This is a genomic window from Streptomyces sp. PL-29 (genome assembly GCF_058344425.1).
The window spans coordinates 4,550,293-4,566,642 of record NZ_CP136996.1; the positions used below are offsets into that span (position 1 = coordinate 4,550,293).

The 16,350-nt window shown below is 71.4% G+C and carries 13 protein-coding genes; 5 read left to right on the forward strand and 8 right to left on the reverse strand.

The genetic code is table 11. From position 1 onward, the window contains the following. The first annotated feature begins 181 nt into the window (after positions 1-181). Positions 182-2,464 (forward strand): transglycosylase domain-containing protein, encoded by a 2,283-nt coding sequence (locus tag R4Z63_RS21090; RefSeq protein WP_384450979.1) that lies wholly within the window; start codon positions 182-184, stop codon positions 2,462-2,464. Between the two features lie 72 nt (positions 2,465-2,536). Here R4Z63_RS21090 and R4Z63_RS21095 read toward each other — a convergent pair whose 3' ends face one another. From R4Z63_RS21095 to R4Z63_RS21105, 3 genes are all read right to left on the reverse strand, one after another. Next, the gene (locus R4Z63_RS21095; RefSeq protein WP_384450982.1) at positions 2,537-4,777 is read right to left on the reverse strand and encodes a SpoIIE family protein phosphatase; all 2,241 of its coding nucleotides are present in this window, start codon (positions 4,775-4,777) and stop codon (positions 2,537-2,539) included. A 307-nt stretch (positions 4,778-5,084) separates the two neighbouring features. Further along, positions 5,085-5,804 (reverse strand): cytidylyl-2-hydroxypropylphosphonate hydrolase, encoded by a 720-nt coding sequence (gene fomD, locus R4Z63_RS21100; protein ID WP_384450985.1) that lies wholly within the window; start codon positions 5,802-5,804, stop codon positions 5,085-5,087. 107 nt (positions 5,805-5,911) lie between these two features. After that, positions 5,912-7,315: a class II fumarate hydratase gene (locus R4Z63_RS21105; protein WP_384450988.1), complete on the reverse strand. Its 1,404-nt coding sequence runs from the start codon at positions 7,313-7,315 to the stop codon at positions 5,912-5,914. Between the two features lie 108 nt (positions 7,316-7,423). On the opposite strand from R4Z63_RS21105, the gene R4Z63_RS21110 reads away from it, so the two are divergent. Further along, complete coding sequence (locus R4Z63_RS21110) at positions 7,424-8,950, forward strand: ricin-type beta-trefoil lectin domain protein (protein WP_384450991.1); 1,527 nt, start codon at positions 7,424-7,426, stop codon at positions 8,948-8,950. Positions 8,951-9,033: 83 nt separating this feature from the next. On the opposite strand, the gene R4Z63_RS21115 is transcribed toward R4Z63_RS21110, so the two are convergent. Then, entirely contained in the window at positions 9,034-9,801 is a 768-nt protein-coding gene (locus tag R4Z63_RS21115; protein WP_037919413.1) for a glycerophosphodiester phosphodiesterase, read from the reverse strand. A 168-nt stretch (positions 9,802-9,969) separates the two neighbouring features. Then, positions 9,970-11,640, reverse strand: a complete 1,671-nt coding sequence (locus R4Z63_RS21120; protein ID WP_037919415.1) for a fumarate hydratase — start codon at positions 11,638-11,640, stop codon at positions 9,970-9,972. A 157-nt stretch (positions 11,641-11,797) separates the two neighbouring features. Between R4Z63_RS21120 and R4Z63_RS21125 the strand changes: the two genes are divergently transcribed. Next, a complete protein-coding gene (locus R4Z63_RS21125; RefSeq protein WP_384450995.1) occupies positions 11,798-12,454 on the forward strand; it encodes a DUF1707 SHOCT-like domain-containing protein in 657 nt (218 codons plus the stop codon). A 147-nt stretch (positions 12,455-12,601) separates the two neighbouring features. Then, on the forward strand, positions 12,602-13,009 hold the full coding sequence (locus R4Z63_RS21130; RefSeq protein WP_037919419.1) for a WhiB family transcriptional regulator: 408 nt from the start codon (positions 12,602-12,604) through the stop codon (positions 13,007-13,009). A gap of 195 nt (positions 13,010-13,204) precedes the next feature. On the opposite strand, the gene glpX is transcribed toward R4Z63_RS21130, so the two are convergent. Further along, positions 13,205-14,236 carry a class II fructose-bisphosphatase gene (gene glpX / locus R4Z63_RS21135; protein ID WP_037919422.1) on the reverse strand — a complete coding sequence of 344 codons (1,032 nt, stop codon included), beginning with the start codon at positions 14,234-14,236 and terminating at the stop codon, positions 13,205-13,207. Between the two features lie 249 nt (positions 14,237-14,485). On the opposite strand from glpX, the gene R4Z63_RS21140 reads away from it, so the two are divergent. Beyond that, positions 14,486-15,004: a DUF4245 domain-containing protein gene (locus R4Z63_RS21140; protein WP_384451000.1), complete on the forward strand. Its 519-nt coding sequence runs from the start codon at positions 14,486-14,488 to the stop codon at positions 15,002-15,004. On the opposite strand, the gene R4Z63_RS21145 is transcribed toward R4Z63_RS21140, so the two are convergent. Next, positions 15,001-15,516: a hypothetical protein gene (locus tag R4Z63_RS21145; RefSeq protein WP_052030300.1), complete on the reverse strand. Its 516-nt coding sequence runs from the start codon at positions 15,514-15,516 to the stop codon at positions 15,001-15,003. The genes R4Z63_RS21140 and R4Z63_RS21145 overlap by 4 nt on opposite strands. Before the next feature lie 169 nt (positions 15,517-15,685). Beyond that, positions 15,686-16,276, reverse strand: coding sequence for a malonic semialdehyde reductase (locus R4Z63_RS21150; protein WP_384453036.1), 591 nt, complete (start codon positions 16,274-16,276; stop codon positions 15,686-15,688). Positions 16,277-16,350 lie beyond the last annotated feature (74 nt).

The window sequence follows — 16,350 nt, forward strand, 5'->3', positions numbered from 1 at the left end:
TATCACTTTTTTGCGTAATGGCAACCCATCGGCTTATGTGAGCGTCGGTTCCTGTGACGTGGGTGCTGATTCTCACGTCCGAAATGACCGGTAATAGTCCGGATTGGCCAATCTTTGTCACAGCCTGCGGTGTTAGCTTTCTGAGCTGACGTCGGGGGGGTAATCGAGCGGAGCGGGAGCGATGGGCCGAGCAGAAGTGCGTAAGGCGCAGCAGCGCGGTGCGCGGCGGGCGCCGAGCGGACGCGCGAAGGGCGCCAAGGGGAGCGGGGGTACCGGCAAGCGCACCGGCATAGGCCGCTTCTTCACCTGGAAGAAGATCCTGGGCACGTTCCTGGGGCTCGTCCTGCTCCTCATGGCCGCGGCGATCGTCCTGTACTTCTCGGTGGACGAGCCCACCGACCCGAACGACCAGGCCACGCTCCAGAGCAACACCTACCGGTACTCCGACGGCTCGATCATGGCGCGCACCGGCGAGATGAACCGCGAGATCGTGCCCATCGACAAGATCCCGCTCGACGTCCGCACGGCCTTCATCGCCATCGAGAACAAGTCCTTCTACCACGACCGCGGCGTTGACGTGATGGGCGTGGCCCGAGGCCTGTTCAACACCGTCCGGGGCAAGGGCACGGCGGGCGGCTCGACGATCACCCAGCAGTACGTCAAGAACTACTACTTGACGCAGGATCAGTCGGCGACGCGCAAGCTCAGGGAGCTCGTCATCGCCCTCAAGGTCGACCAGCGCATGGAGAAGGACGACATCCTCGCCGGTTACCTGAACACCAACTTCTACGGCCGCAACGCCTACGGCATCCAGGCCGCCGCCCAGGCCTTCTACGGCGTCGACGCGGACAAGCTCACCCTGGAACAGGGGGCCTATCTCGCCGCGGTCATCCAGGCTCCCAGCCAGTACGACCTGGCGACCGCCGGCCCGAACGGCACGCGCCTGGTCCACATCCGCTTCAACGCCGTCCTCGACAACATGGTCGAGATGGGCAAGCTGGACGAGGCCAAGCGCAAGACCATGACCCTTCCGGAGCCCATCAAGCCGAAGCCCCGGCCGGGCATGGACGGGCAGAAGGGCTACCTGGTCCAGGCGGCCAACGACGAGCTGAACAAGCAGGACATCACCGACGCCATGATCACGGCGGGCGGCTGGAACATCACGCTCAACATCGAGAAGGGCAAGCAGTCGGCGCTGGAGAAGGCGGTCCAGGACGAGCTGGAGTCCAAGCTCGACCGCAAGGACACCAAGGGCAGGCCCCAGGACCAGAGCGTCCAGGCCGGCGCGACCTCCGTCGACCCGAAGACCGGCGCCATCGTCGCGATGTACGGCGGCGTGGGGCTGGAGCAGAAGGCCGCGAGCAACGCGCTGCGCACCGACTACCAGCCGGGATCGACCTTCAAGCCGATCGTCCTGGCCTCCGCCCTGGAGAACGGCTCGACCACCCAGGACGGCAAGCCGATCACCCCGAACGCCCTCTACGACGGGACGAGCAAGCGCCCGGTCGTCGGCAGCAAGATCCCGTTCAACCCGCAGAACCAGGACAACACCAACTACGGCAACCCGATGATGACGGTCCAGGAGGCGACCAACTACTCGGTCAACTCCGTCTACGCGCAGATGATCGTGGACGTGAAGCCGGTCAACGCCAAGAAGACGGCCCTGGAACTCGGCATGCAGGACCGCGACGGCTGGCCCGAGGACAAGCCGGCCATGGCGTTGGGCACGATGAGCGCGAACACCCTGGAAATGGCGGGCGTCTACGCCACGTTCGACAACCACGGCAAGAAGGTCACGCCGACCATCATCAAGAAGGCGGACCACAAGGACGTCAAGTTCACGCCCCAGCAGGCCGTCGGCAGCCAGGCCATCAGCCGCAAGACCGCCGACACCGTCACCAAGGTGCTCCAGGGGGTCGTGGAGGACGAGGGCGGCTCCGGCAACAAGGTCCGCAGCAGCGCCTACCAGGCCGGCGGTAAGACCGGAACCACCGAGTCCAACGTGGCGGCCTGGTTCACCGGCTACACGCCCGAGCTGGTCACGGTCGTCGCGATGTTCGGCGAGGACCCCACCACCCACAACCAGGTCACTCTGACCGGCACCGCCGGCCTCGGGCGCGCGGGCGGTTCCAGCTTCCCCGCCTCCATCTGGCGGGCGTACACCCTCGCCGCCCTCAAGGGCGTGGACACCGGCCGGTTCCAGCTCTCCGAGGCCGACATGGGCGCCGTGCAGACGCCGTCGCGCAGCGCCTCTCCCACGGCCTCGGCGAGCCCGTCCGCCAGCGCGTCGGCGGTGACCAGCAGCCCGACGCAGTCCCCGACGCAGACGTCGCCGACTCCCACCGCCACCGCGACGGGCCCGTCGCCCAGCGGGACGACGTCCCCGACGGCCACGGCCACCAAGACCAACGGTCCCAAGCCGCCGGACCCGCCGGTCCCGGGTGAAATCCAGGGCAACAACTGAGGGACGCCGCCCCGCAGCCGAGAAAGGCTGCGGGGCGGCGGTGTTCCAGGGGCCCGGTCCGCGGGCGGGCGGTCAGCGCCGCTCGCCCTTCCCCGGCAACGGCAGTTCGAACCAGACGACCTTGCCGCTGCTGAGTCGGGTCGCGCCCCAGCGCCGCGCCAGCCGGTTGACCAGGAACAGGCCGCGGCCGCCCTCGTCGGTGTCCCGCGCCCGGCGCTGCCGGGGCAGCTGCGGGGAGTCGTCGCCGACCTCGCAGCGCAGCACGTCCGTACGCAGCAGACGCAGCGTCACGGGCCGCTCCGCGTACCGGACCGCATTGGTGACCACCTCGCTCACCAGCAGCTCCAGGGAGTCGCTCAGCTCCTCCAGGCTCCACCGGGTCAGCGCCCGGCGGGCGAACCGGCGGGCCCGGCCCGGGGCGGTCTCCTCCGGGTCCAGGAACCAGTACGCGACGTCACTGGGCGCGATGCCGTCGAACCGGGCCGCGAGCAGCGCGATGTCGTCGTCCCGGTCACCCGGGCCCAGCATGTCCAGGACGTCGTCGCAGAGGGCCTCCAGTGGCGGCGGGTGGTCCAGGCCGGTCAGCTGGGCGGTGGTGGCCAGGCGCTCGCGCAGCTGCTCGATACCGGTCCACACGTCCCGCAGGCGCGACTCCACCAGGCCGTCGGTGTAGAGCAGCAGGGTGGCCCCCGCGGGCGCGTCCAGCTCCACCGGCTCGAAGTCCACGCCGCCGACGCCGATGGGGGCACCGGGCGGTACGCGGAGCACCTCGGCCCGGCCGCCCAGGTGCAGCAGCACCGGCGGCGGGTGGCCGGCGTTGGCGATGGTGATCCGGTGCGCGACGGGGTCGTAGACGGCGTACATGCAGGTGGCCATGCGGTCCGTGCCCAGACGCTGCGCCTGTTCGTCCAGGTGGTGCAGCACCTCGGCGGGCGGCAGGTCCAGCTGCGCCAGGGTCTGGGCGGTGGTGCGGAGCTGGCCCATGATCGCGGCGGAGGTCATGGAGTGGCCCATGACGTCGCCGACGACGAGGGCCACCCGGCTGCCGGGCAGCGGTATGGCGTCGTACCAGTCGCCGCCGACCCTGGCCGTCTCGGCCGCGGGCAGGTAGCGGGAGGCCAGCCGCACTCCGGTGGGCTGCGGCAGGCTGTCGGGCAGCATGGTGCGCTGGAGCTCGTCGGCGATGTACGCCTCGCGGCCGTAGAGGACCGCCTTGTCGATGCCGAGCGCGGTGTGGGTGGCCAGCTGGGCGGCGACCAGCAGGTCGTTCTGTTCGAAGGCGGGCCGCTCGGGGCTGCGCAGGAAGACGGCGGCGCCGATCACCCGGCGGCGGCCGCGCAGCGGCGCGAGCACCGCCCGGTCGCCGCTCGGCAGCGGATGGTCCAGCCCGAGCAGTTCGGGCAGCGCCGCCCGGGCGGCGGCGGAGGACCCGAAGACGGGCCGTACGCCGCGCAGCACTTCGGCGAGCGCGCCGCCCGGCCGGATCTCGCACAGCTCGGCCGCGGGCAGGTCGCCCTGCGGTCCGACCAGCGGCAGCTGGCTGAAGTCGAGCTCGCCGGTGGCCCCCGCGGCCCCGGCGAGGTCCATCCCCGCGCCGATGGTGCTGCTGATGTCGGTGAGATCGTCGATCGGCCGGAGCCGGTCGGTGCGGCGCAGCCTTAAAACGACCGGGCCGACGGGCCGTTCGTCGCCGACCGGCAGCGGATCGCGCAGGTAGACCAGGATGGCGTCGGAGAAGGTCGGGACGGTTGCCCGGCACAGGCCGAGCACGATCTCGTCGAGGTCGATGCCGCGGGCGATCCGCCGGGTGGCGGCGCCGACGAAGCGCAGCCGGTCCCCCTCGCGGCGCGCGGCGCCCGCGTCCGCGACGCCCCCGCCTGCGGCAGCCGAGCCCGCCGGGACGGACCCCCCGGCACCGGGGAGGCCCGCCGCGCCGCCACCGGCGCCCGCGGGGGCCGGAGGACCAGCCCCCGGACCGGCTCCCGCGCCGCGCGCGGCGGTGCCGTGGACGTCCTCGGCCTCCCTGGGGCGGGCGTTGTCGTGGCTCTGGCCGGAGCCCGGGGCGCCCGGAGCCTCCGCCGACGCCGCCGCGCGCGGCCGGGGGAGCCCCGGGCCCGGGCCGGCCGCCGAGCGTGCGGCCCGTACGTCGGCAGCCGCAGCCGCTCCGGGCTCGGCCGCGGGAGCGGTGCCCGCGGCATGCGTGCGTACGGCCTCGGAGGCGGCGATGGGCGCCTTGCCGTGGCCGGGCTCGTCCGTACCTCCGCCGGAGGCGACGGGCTGCGGGCCCTCCTGGGAGGTGGGGTACTCCGTCACGCGTGGAATTCCGTCCGTTTGCGCTCGATGTGCGCTGCACTCAACTCGGTCAGTCGCGGTATACCCGCTCAGCGGCCCGGGCACCATCGCCCAGAGGTTCCTCGCTCGAACTTCTCCCCCGGCCTGTGGCAGGGAGCTCCCCGGGCGGATCCCCGCCCCGTCGTCGCCTCTCCTTGTCAGCCGACCTCCGGTCAGATCCCGTGTGCAGAAGGACACTTGCCGATGCGCTGCCCGAACGCACCGTCCCGCGTGTGCGACCCCGCGGAGGACGATCCTACGGTTGAACCCCGGGGGCGCATCAAGGGTCTCATGAGGTCATATGCGCCGGGGTGTGGTCCCAGTCCTCGGGCAGGGTCGGAATGCGCCAGGCCGGATCCGGCCGCCAGTCCTGCCAGCCGGCCGAGAACGGAGCCCCCCATTCCTCGATCACCGCGACCGCGGCACGACCTGCTTCCCTCACCCGCCGGGCCTGCTCACGGCCCATCAGACCGGACCGCTGGGCCTGGGCGAACTCGTCCTCGTCCAGCCACTTCCAGCTCCGGTCGGGGTACACGGCGATGTCGAGGAAGTGGTCCTTGGAATCCACTCCACCGGCCCATCTGGTCCGCGGCTCCTCCAGGTTCACGTACCAGTTCTCGAACCTCCAGCCCGGCCCCCAGAACAGCCAGACCGACCACGGCTCCCCGGGGCGGGCCAGTTTCAGAACACCGCTGCCGAACCAGCGCGAGCGCGCGGTCGTGCGCGGCGCGGTGTACCGGGTGGCGAGCGGCTCCTCGTGGACGGGGGTGCCGTCGGCGAGGACCGGCTTGACGCATTCGGTGCCGGGGGCCATCCAGACGGCGAGCGTCTCGTCGGTGTCCTGCACCACGGTCACCGGGCGGCAGATGTGCACCGCACCCTCCAGCCCCGGGGCGTGGTCGCGGTAGCGCCAGAGGATCCGGTCCCCGGGCGCCCAGCGCGTGCCGCGCGCGGGACCCGGCGGCGCGTCCTGCGCCCGGCCGCTCCCGGGCGTGAAAGTACCTGTCATGCGCAGATCTTAGGGTGGCGGCCCGTAAGCCCGCCGCCGCGCGGGTCACGGAGCGATGCGGGCACGGCGAACGTCCGGATCCGGACCCCGCCCGGGGCGGCGGCTGGTCAGGGATGGGTCATGCGGAGGACGTCCAGGGCCTCGTCGAGCTGTTCCAGGGTGAGGGCGCCGCGCTCCACGTAGCCGGACTCCAGGACGACCTCCCTGATCGTCCTGCGCTCGGCGAGGGACCTCTTGGCCACCTTCGCGGCCTCCTCGTAGCCGATGTAGCGGTTGAGCGGGGTCACCACGGAGGGGGAGGACTCGGCGTACTCCCTGGCCCGGGCCTCGTCGGCGGTGATCCCGTCGACCGTGCGGTCGGCCAGCAGGCGGCTCGCGCCGGCCAACAGCCGGATCGATTCGAGGAGGTTCCTGGCCATCACGGGGAGCATCACGTTCAGCTCGAAGTTGCCGGCCGCGCCCGCCACCGCGACGGTGGCGTCGTTCCCCATCACCTGCGCGGCCACCATCAGGACGGCCTCCGGGACCACCGGATTGACCTTCCCGGGCATGATCGAGGACCCGGGCTGCAGATCGGGGAGGTTGATTTCGGCCAATCCGGTCCGCGGGCCGGAGGCCATCCAGCGCAGGTCGTTGCAGATCTTGGTGAGCGAGACGGCGACCGTGCGGAGCATGCCCGAGGTCTCCACCAGCGCGTCCCGCGCGCCCTGGGCCTCGAAGTGGTCGCGCGCCTCGGTCAGCGGCAGCCCGGTGGCGACCGCCACCTCGGCGATCACGGCGGCGGAGAAGCCGGGCGGGGTGTTGATGCCGGTGCCCACCGCCGTTCCGCCCAGTGGGAGTTCGGCCAGGCGCGGCAGGGACGCGCGCAGGCGCTCGACGCCGTAGCGGATCTGGGCCGCGTAGCCGCCGAATTCCTGGCCGAGGGTGACCGGAGTGGCGTCCATCAGGTGGGTCCGGCCGGCCTTGACCACGTGCGCGAACTCGGCCGCCTTGCGCTCCAGCGCGGCGGCGAGGTGTTCCAGGGCCGGGATCAGGTCGTCGGCGACGGCGCCGGTGGCGGCGATGTGGATGGAGGACGGGAAGACGTCGTTGGAGCTCTGCGAGGCGTTGACGTGGTCGTTGGGGTGCACGTCCCGACCCAGGCGCTCGGTGGCCAGGGTGGCGATGACCTCGTTGGTGTTCATGTTGGACGAGGTCCCGGACCCGGTCTGGAAGACGTCCACGGGGAAGTGGTCGTCCCAGCGTCCTGCCGCGACCTCGGCGGCGGCGGACCGGATCGCGTCGGCGACGTCCTGGTCCACCACGCCCAGGCGCGCGTTCACGAGGGCGGCCGCCGCCTTGATCAGGGCGAGCGCCTCGATGTGGGCCCGTTCCAGCCGCTGTCCCGAGACGGGGAAGTTCTCCACCGCGCGCTGGGTCTGCGCGCGCCACTTGGCGTGCAGGGGGACCCGCACGTCGCCCATGGAGTCGTGCTCGGTTCGGAATCCGTCGTTCTGCTGATTTTCTGTCATGTCTGTGGCCTCCTCGGAAAGTTGAGCGATTCTCTTGTTGAAAGTGTTCCCAACTCCCCTACCGACCAGTAAATACCGTGGGTAACACCGACATTCGGGGAGGCGTTCATGGCACGTGCCCGTACCAGACCCGCGCTCAGATCTACCTTCGCCGCCGTCGTGGCGTTCGCGGCCGCCCTGGGGGGCGTCACCGCCGTCACCCCCATGGCCCAGGCGGCCGCCACCACCGGGGTCGTCACACCCCTGCCGCCCGAACTGGAGGCGGTCCGCGCCGCCGAGGCCGTGAAGATCTACGGAGACCCCGCGGTACGCCCGCAGGCCGACCGCAAGACCGGCCTGATCTCGCTGGGCGACAGCGAGATCTCGGGCGAGGGCGTCGGCACCTACGACCCGGCGACCAACACGCCGGACAACCAGTGCCACCGCTCGCCCGACGCGGCGATCCACCGCACCGGCATCCCGGCCGACCTCACCTTCAACGTCGCCTGCTCCGGCGGCTACACCGGCAACATCAGGATCGGCGGCAGCAAGCAGTACCCCGACGAGCTGGTGCAGAGCGACAACCTCGCCATCAAGGCCCGCAACACCAGGATCAAGATGGTCCTGCTGGTCGCCGGAGCCAACGACGACCTCCAGTTCGGCCCGGTCATGACCGACTGCGTGACCCGCTGGATCCTCAGCCAGGGCACCTGCGAGCCCACCTACGCCCCGGGCTGGCAGGCCCGCGTCGACGGTCTGAAGCCCAAGGTGGAGGCCACGGTCGCGGACCTCAGAACGGTCATGCGCGACGCCGGCTACGCCGACACCGACTACAAGCTCGTCGTGATGGGCTACCCCAGCCCCATCGGCCCCGACTTCCGCGACAACCCGAACTTCCCCGGGAAGCTGCCGGGCGGCTGCGCCGGCTACGACTCGGACGCCACCTGGGGCCGCAACCACGCCGTGCCCGCCTTCGAGAAGGGCATCCGCGCAGCCGCCCTGGCCTCCGGCGCGATCTACCTCGACAACTCGCGCCTCTTCCACGGCCACGAAGTGTGCATGGAGGACACCTGGGCCCGCGGGCTCTACCTGGACCTCGGCGACCACTTCCCGTGGGACGAGAACACCGCCCGCCAGTCCTTCCACCCCAACTACCGCGGGCACGGGGCCTTCGCGTCCTGCCTGACCCAGCTCTACGACTCGGGCCTGCGCGAGGCCTCCTGCGCCGACCCCGCCAGCACCGGCCGCCCGGTCCTGCGGGCCGGAGCCTGGGACGACGCGTTCACGCCGCTCAGGAACGAGGCCACCGGAAACTGCCTCGACTCCTTCGGCGGCTCCAGCGCCAACCAGACGAAGATCGTCGGCTGGGACTGCCACGGCGGCCGCAACCAGGGCTGGTGGCACGACACCGCCCGCAGGTCCGTCCACATCGAACTGACCCAGGACCGCTGCCTCGACGTCCCCGGCGCCGACTACGGCTCCGGCGCCGGCCTGATCATCTGGAACTGCCACGGCGGAGCCAACCAGCAGTTCGTCCGCGACGGCGCCACGCTGCGCCCCGCCGCCGCCCCGGGCATGTGCCTGACCGTGGCCGCCGCCCACGAACCGCTGCGCCTGCGCAGCTGTGACGGATCCGCGAACCAGCGCTTCGCGTAGCCCTCCGCGCCGTCACCACCGCCCGCTCCACCCGATCCCCCCACGCCCGGCCGGCGCACCCCGGCCGGGTGTTCCCGTACCGGTCACGAAGAGCCCAGGTACTCCCGCACCTCACGGGGCCGGTTGGTGATCAGGGTGTCCACACCGAGCCGCACGCACAGCTCCACGTCCTCGGGCTCGTCCACGGTCCACACCCGAACCCCCAGCCCCTTGGCCTTCAGCCGCCCCACCAGCCCCGGATCCCTGCGCACCAGGTCGATGCCCGGCCCGGCGTGCCCCGCGAACGGCGGCCGCACCGGCCGCACCCGGCGCTCGATCAGGTAGACGGCCGGCAGGCCGGGCGCGAGCCGGTTCAGCCGGACCAGGGCGCTGCGCGAGAAGCTCATCACCTCGACCAGGCCGGCCCGGCCGTCGGCCAGCCCGTGCTCCTTCAGGACCCGCACGAGCTCGGCCTCCAGGCGGCCCCCGGCCCGCGTGGGGTGCTTGGTCTCCACGGCCAGCCCCACGGGCCGGTCCGCGGCCAGCGCCTCCTTCAGCAGGTCCTCGAAGAGCAACACCTGCGCCCCGCGGTGCTCCGCGCCCTTCCAGCCGCCGAAGTCCAGCGCGCACAGCTCCTCGTAGGTCATGGCGGAGACCACCCCGCGCCCGTCCGAGGTCCGCTCCACGCGCCGGTCGTGCACGCACACCAGCTTGTGGTCGGCGGTGAGCCGGACATCGCATTCGAGGGCGTCGGCGCCGTCCGCGACGGCCTGCCGGTAGGCGGCCAGGGTGTGCTCGGGATGCTCGTGGGAGGCCCCGCGATGGGCGACGACCCGGACGGCGCGGTCGGTACGGGGCTGCGTGTGCGTCATGCCCCGACGTTAGCCGCATGCGCGGGCCGCCCCGGCACCGCGTGCCGCGCATGCGGCGGAACAGCGGATGAACCCGGCCCCGCCCTCCTGCCGCTCGCTCGGCCGTTTGTGATGACAGAGCCCCCGGCGGCCGGCGCCAGGGGCTCTGCGGCGGGTGTGGGTGCCGGGCTATGCCAGGCCGGGACCCCGCACCGGGATGCTGGTGAACGTCGGCTGCTCGGGTTCCCGCGAGGTGAAGAAGTCGTTGCCCTTGTCGTCGACCACGATGAAGGCCGGGAAGTCCTCGACCTCGATCTTCCAGACGGCCTCCATGCCGAGTTCCTCGTACTCCAGGACCTCGACCTTCTTGATGCAGTCCTGGGCCAGGCGTGCCGCGGGGCCGCCGATCGAGCCCAGGTAGAAGCCGCCGTGTGCGGCGCACGCGTCTGTCACCTGCTGGGAGCGGTTGCCCTTGGCCAGCATCACCTTGGAGCCGCCCGCCGCCTGGAACTGCGCCACGTAGGAGTCCATCCGGCCGGCCGTGGTCGGGCCGAAGGAGCCCGACGCGTAGCCCTCGGGGGTCTTGGCCGGGCCCGCGTAGTACACCGGGTGGTCCTTGAGGTACTGCGGCATCTCGGCGCCCGAGTCCAGCAGTTCCTTGATCTTGGCGTGCGCGATGTCCCGCGCCACGACCAGCGGACCGGTCAGCGACAGGCGGGTCTTGACCGGGTGCTCGGTCAGGGTCGCCAGGATCTCGTCCATCGGCTGGTTCAGGTCGATGGAGACGACGCCGGACGCCTCGTCCAGCTGGGCGTCGGTCGTCTCCGGCAGGAAGCGCGCCGGGTCCCGCTCCAGCTGCTCCAGGAAGACGCCCTCGGCGGTGATCTTCGCGGTGGCCTGGCGGTCCGCGGAGCAGGAGACGGCGATCGCGACGGGCAGCGAGGCACCGTGGCGGGGGAGGCGCACGACGCGGACGTCGTGGCAGAAGTACTTGCCGCCGAACTGCGCGCCGATGCCGATCTTCTGGGTCAGCTCGAAGACCTGCTGCTCCAGAGCCTCGTCGCGGAAGCCGTGGCCCAGCGGAGATCCCTCGCGGGGCAGTTCGTCCAGGTAGTGCGCGGAGGCGTACTTGGCGGTCTTGAGCGCGTGCTCGGCGGAGGTGCCGCCCACCACGATCGCCAGGTGGTAGGGCGGGCAGGCCGCCGTACCGAGCGAGCGGATCTTCTCCTCCAGGAACTTCATCATGGAGGCCTCGTTGAGGACCGCCTTCGTCTCCTGGTAGAGGAAGGACTTGTTCGCCGAGCCGCCGCCCTTGGCCATGAAGAGGAACTTGTACGCGCCGCCGTCGGTCGCGTACAGCTCGATCTGCGCGGGCAGGTTCGAGCCGGTGTTCTTCTCCTCCCACATGGTCAGGGGCGCCATCTGCGAGTAGCGCAGGTTCAGGCGGGTGTAGGCGTCGTAGATGCCGCGTGAGAGCGCCGCCTCGTCGCCGCCTTCGGTCAGCACGTTCTGGCCGCGCTTGCCCATCACGATCGCCGTACCCGTGTCCTGGCACATCGGCAGGACGCCGGCCGCCGCGATGTTCGCGTTCTTGAGGAGGTCGAGCGCGACGAACTTGTCGTTCGACGAGGCCTCCGGGTCGTCGATGATGCGGCGCAGCTGCGCGAGGTGCGCGGGGCGCAGGAAGTGCTGGATGTCGTGGATGGCCTCCTCGGCGAGCTTGCGCAGCGCCTCCGGCTCGACCTTGAGGAACGTACGGCCGTCCGCCTCGAAGGTGGACACGCCCTCGGCGGTCACCAGCCGGTACGGGGTGGTGTCCTCGCCCAGGGGCAGCAGGTCGGTGTACGCGAACTCCGGCATTGGGGCCATTCCTCACTCGGCAGACAGCACTGGCGATCACATTGGCAGCGCAGTACACCAGCGTAGAACCTCCCGCCCGGCAGGTGTTTGTGAGGTAGGGCTCACTGGCAACGACTCGGCAGTATCGCGATCTATCGTGTCTCGCTATGCTGGCGTCGTGGACCTGGAAAAGCACCCCGCCGCCCCCGCGCCCGGCCCCGCCGCGCTGCGCGCCTCCGACGCCGACCGGGACCGGACCGCGCAGGTCCTCGCCGACGCCCTCGCCGAGGGCCGGCTGACCGCCGAGGAGCACTCCGAACGCCTGGACACGCTGTACGCGGTCAAGACCGTCGGCGAGCTGGAGGTGCTCGTACGGGATCTGCCCGCGCCCGGCGGCGCCCACACCCCGGCCCCGACCGCATACGCGGGGGCCGCCGGTCAGGCCGTCGAGACCATCGTCGCCGTGTGCAGCAGCTCCAGCCGCAAGGGCCGCTGGCGGCCGGGAGCGCACACCCGCGCGATCTCGGTCATGGGCGACATCACCATCGACCTCACCCAGGCGGTCTTCGAGCAGCAGGTCACCGAGATCAATGTGACCTGCGTCCTCGGCAACGTGGAGGTCCTGGTCCCGGAGAACGTCACCCTGCGCGGCTACGGCAGCGGGGTCCTCGGCAACTTCGAGGTGCGCGGCGAGAGCCGCGGGGAGACCGACCCACAGGCGCCGGTGGTGATCGTCCGCGGGTTCTCGCTGCTCGGCAACATCGAGGCGCGGCCCAAGCTGGGCGCCCGCCTGGTCGACCTGGCGCGCAGAATCCGCAAGCACCTCGACGGCTGACACGGGGCGGAGGCGCATCCGGAGGCGGAGGGTCGCGTTTCGGACGAACCCCTGGCGCCCCGTGGCACACAGTGCATAGGGGCGCGCACAGCGGGTAGGGACAGGTGCGTCGTCTCTCGCTCACGTATGCGTCGTCAGGAGTAGACCGTGCCGCACCCGCCGCATCAGTCCCTGCAGGTAGCCGCCGTGAAGAGCCTTCAGGGTCCTGGGGCGCGCCCATCGGCGGTGCCGCAGCCGCGGGTGCCGGCCAGGGCGGAGGACGGCCCATGGCACGCGGAGGCGGTGTGCCGCCGTGACGAGGCGGGACTGTTCTTCGCCCCGTCCAAGGAGCCGACCGCCGCCCGGCTCTCCCGCGAGGAGGCGGCGAAGCGCGTCTGCGCCCGCTGTCCGGTGATGGTCGCCTGCCGTGAGCACGCGCTGCTCCAGCCCGAGCCGTACGGGGTCTGGGGCGGGCTCACCGCGGCCGAGCGCCGGGTGGTACTGGCCCGGATGCGGCGCAGGTCCGCCGAGCTGCGACAGGCCCCGGGCGCGGGGCCGGTGGCAGCGGCGGGCTGACCCCTCCGCCGCCGGGCGAGCCGGGCTCCGGCCGGGCGGGGCCCGGCCCGCGGCGCGCGCCACGGACACTGGTCGCCGGGGCGCGCCATGCACGCCGGGCATCCCCTGCACCTCGACGCCTTCGCACGCGGACACGCGGGAGGGGCGGTCACCCCCGCACAGGGTGACCGCCCCTCCCGCGTCGTGTCCCGCCGCCTACTGGGCGCGGTCGAAGTCGATCGCGCTGTACGCGCGCAGCTTCGACAGGCGGTGCGTGGAGTCGATCTTCCGGATGGTGCCGGACTTGGAACGCATGACCAGCGAGGACGTCGTCGCAGTCTCGGAGCGGTAGTGCACGCCGCGCAGCAGCTCACCGTCGGTGATGCCGGTGGCGACGAAGAAGACGTTCTCGCCGGAGACCAGGTCGGTGGTGGTGAGCACCCGGTCCAGGTCGTGGCCGGCGTCGATGGCCTTCTGGCGCTCGGCGTCGTCCTTCGGCCACAGCTTCCCCTGGATCACACCGCCCAGGCACTTGATCGCGCAGGCCGAGATGATGCCCTCGGGGGTGCCGCCGATGCCCAGGAGCAGGTCCACACCGGTGCCCTCGCGGGCGGCCATGATGGAGCCGGCGACGTCGCCGTCGGAGATGAACTTGATACGCGCGCCGGTCTCGCGGATCTCCCGGACGATGCCCTCGTGGCGGGGGCGGTCCAGGATGACGACCGTGACGTCCTCGGTGGCCATGCTCTTGGCCTTGGCGACCCGGCGGATGTTCACCGAGACGGGGGCGTTGATGTCGACGAAGTCGGCGGCCTCGGGGCCGGTGACCAGCTTGTCCATGTAGAACACGGCGGACGGGTCGAACATCGTGCCGCGGTCGGCGGCGGCCAGGACGGCGATGGCGTTCGGCATGCCCTTGGCGTTCAGGGTGGTGCCGTCGATCGGGTCGACGGCGATGTCGACCTCGGCACCCGTGCCGTCGCCGACCTGTTCCCCGTTGAAGAGCATCGGGGCTTCGTCCTTCTCGCCCTCGCCGATGACGACGACGCCGTTCATCGAGACGGTGGAGATCAGGGTCCTCATCGCGTTGACCGCGGCGCCGTCGGCGCCGATCTTGTCGCCGCGGCCGACCCACCGGCCGGCGGCCATGGCGGCCGCCTCGGTGACCCGTACGAGTTCGAGCGCGAGGTTGCGGTCGGGGGCCTCCGGAGAGACTTCGAGCTGGGGCGGCAGGTTGTGCTCGGTCATCGGAGCGCACCTTTCTGTACGGCGACGGCCGGGAAGTGAGGGTGCTGGAACTCTATCGGTACGTCGACATAATGAGCAGGGCGGGTCACGTATGAGCGGAATATCGGTCATTCGATTGTCCTGAGCGGACGCCTTGCGGGCCATACGGGCAGCGGGCGGGGCGACTCAAGGGTGCGCCGCGCGACGCACCCGCGCGACCCCGGCGGCGATCGCCCCCGGGCGATGCGGGACGATGGTGCCGTGGCAGGTATGAAAGGCAAGCAGACGGTCTGGGACATGGTGCGGTCGCTGGCGGTGATCGGGGTTCTCGTCGCCGGGATCTACCTCTTCGTCCCGCATGACGACAAGGCCGATCCGACGCGCACGGTCGACTACCGGGTGGAGACGATCACGGCCCGGCGCGCGGCCCCGTATCCGCTGGCCGCACCGGTGGGCCTTCCGCAGGAGTGGCGGGCTACCTCGGTGACGTACGAGCGCAAGAACGCCAACGCCTGGCACCTGGGCTTCCTGGACCCGGAGCAGCAGTACGCGGCGGTCGAGCAGTCCAGCGACACCTCTGACAAGTACCTGGAGCGGGTCACCCAGAAGGCCGCGGCCTCGGGGCAGACGCAGCAGGTCGGCGACACGGCCTGGGAGCGCTGGGAGGGCGAGAAGTACGACGCCCTGGTGCGGCGGGAACAGGGTCACGTCACCGTGGTGACCGGTACCGCCTCCTTCGAGAAGCTCGGCGAGCTGGCGGCGGCCCTGGAGTTCAAGCAGGGCGGCTAGTGCTCTGACGGCCGGGGCCGGTCCCGCGGCCGGTCCTCGGCGGCGCGGCCCTCGCCGGCCATGAACCGCCAGACCAGGGCGTGGCCCAGGACGATCAGGCCGATCAGCATCAGCGCTTCGGCCTGGATCGGCCGCAGTCCGAAGGGCTCGGCGAGCTCGGGGAAGGCCCCGATCGCCGCGATCAGGGCGTAGAGCAGCGCCGCCGCGGCCTGCTGCCAGATCAGGAACCGGTTGCCGCGTGCGCGGGCCAGCAGCCGCAGGGTGCACCCGCAGCCGACCGCCGCGAGGACGATGAAGGCGGCCCGCCAGACCTGCGGCTGTTCGGCGCCGCCGATCTGGGCGAACAGGCCCATCAGGGCGGGCAGCAGGAACGACAGGTAGATCCCGCCGACGACCCGCCGCAGGGCGGGCTCGCGCATCCAGTCGTGGTGGCTCTGGACGACGTTCCACCACAGGCCGACCAGGGTGAAGCAGGTGGCGGAGAAGAGGGCGTAGAAGGTACTGACATCCATGGACGACGAGGGTGGCAGCGCCGCCGGCTCCCGCAGTGGTCCCACGCCCGTCGCCCGCCCCGGTCCCGCCGGTACGGACCAGGTGGCACCGGCCGCGACGCACGGAGGAGGGCCGTGTGTCCCGGGGCCCCGGGACACACGGCCCTCCTCCGTGCGTGTTCGTGCGCGCTCAGATGGTGGTGACGACCTCGTCGAACGCCAGGCGCGGGGAGCGCGGGAACCACGCGTCCTCACCCGGCCTGCCGATGTTGACGACCATGATCGGCGTGTGGTCGTCGTCCAGGAACTCCTTCTGGATGCCGGCGAAGTCGGCGCCGGTCATCGGGCCCGCGGCCAGGCCAGCGGCGCGGACGCCCATGATGAAGTACGCGGCCTGCAGCGAGGCGTTGACCAGCGAGGACTGCTCGCGGGCCGGGCGTTCGGCGAAGAAGAGGTCCTTGGCCTGCGGGAAGTGCGGCAGCAGCTGGGGCAGCTCCTCGTGGAACTCGTTGTCCGCGGAGAGGATCGCGACCAGCGGCGCGGCCAGCGTCTTGGCCTGATTGCCCTCGGCCATGTGCTGAACGAGGCGCTCGCGGGCCTCGGCGGAGCGGACCAGCGTGATGCGCAGCGGCGTGCCGTTGAAAGCCGTGGGGCCGTACTTCACCAGGTCGTAGATCGCCTGGACCTGCTCCTCGGTCACCGGCTCGTCGGAGAACGAGTTGGCGGTGCGGGCCTCGCGGAACAGCAGGTCCTGCGCGGCGGAGTCAAGTACGAGAGACATCGGGAAAGCCTTCTTCCGAGCGGAGGTGAAGCGATGCCCATGACTTTACGGCGGAGATAGATTAACTTTCAACT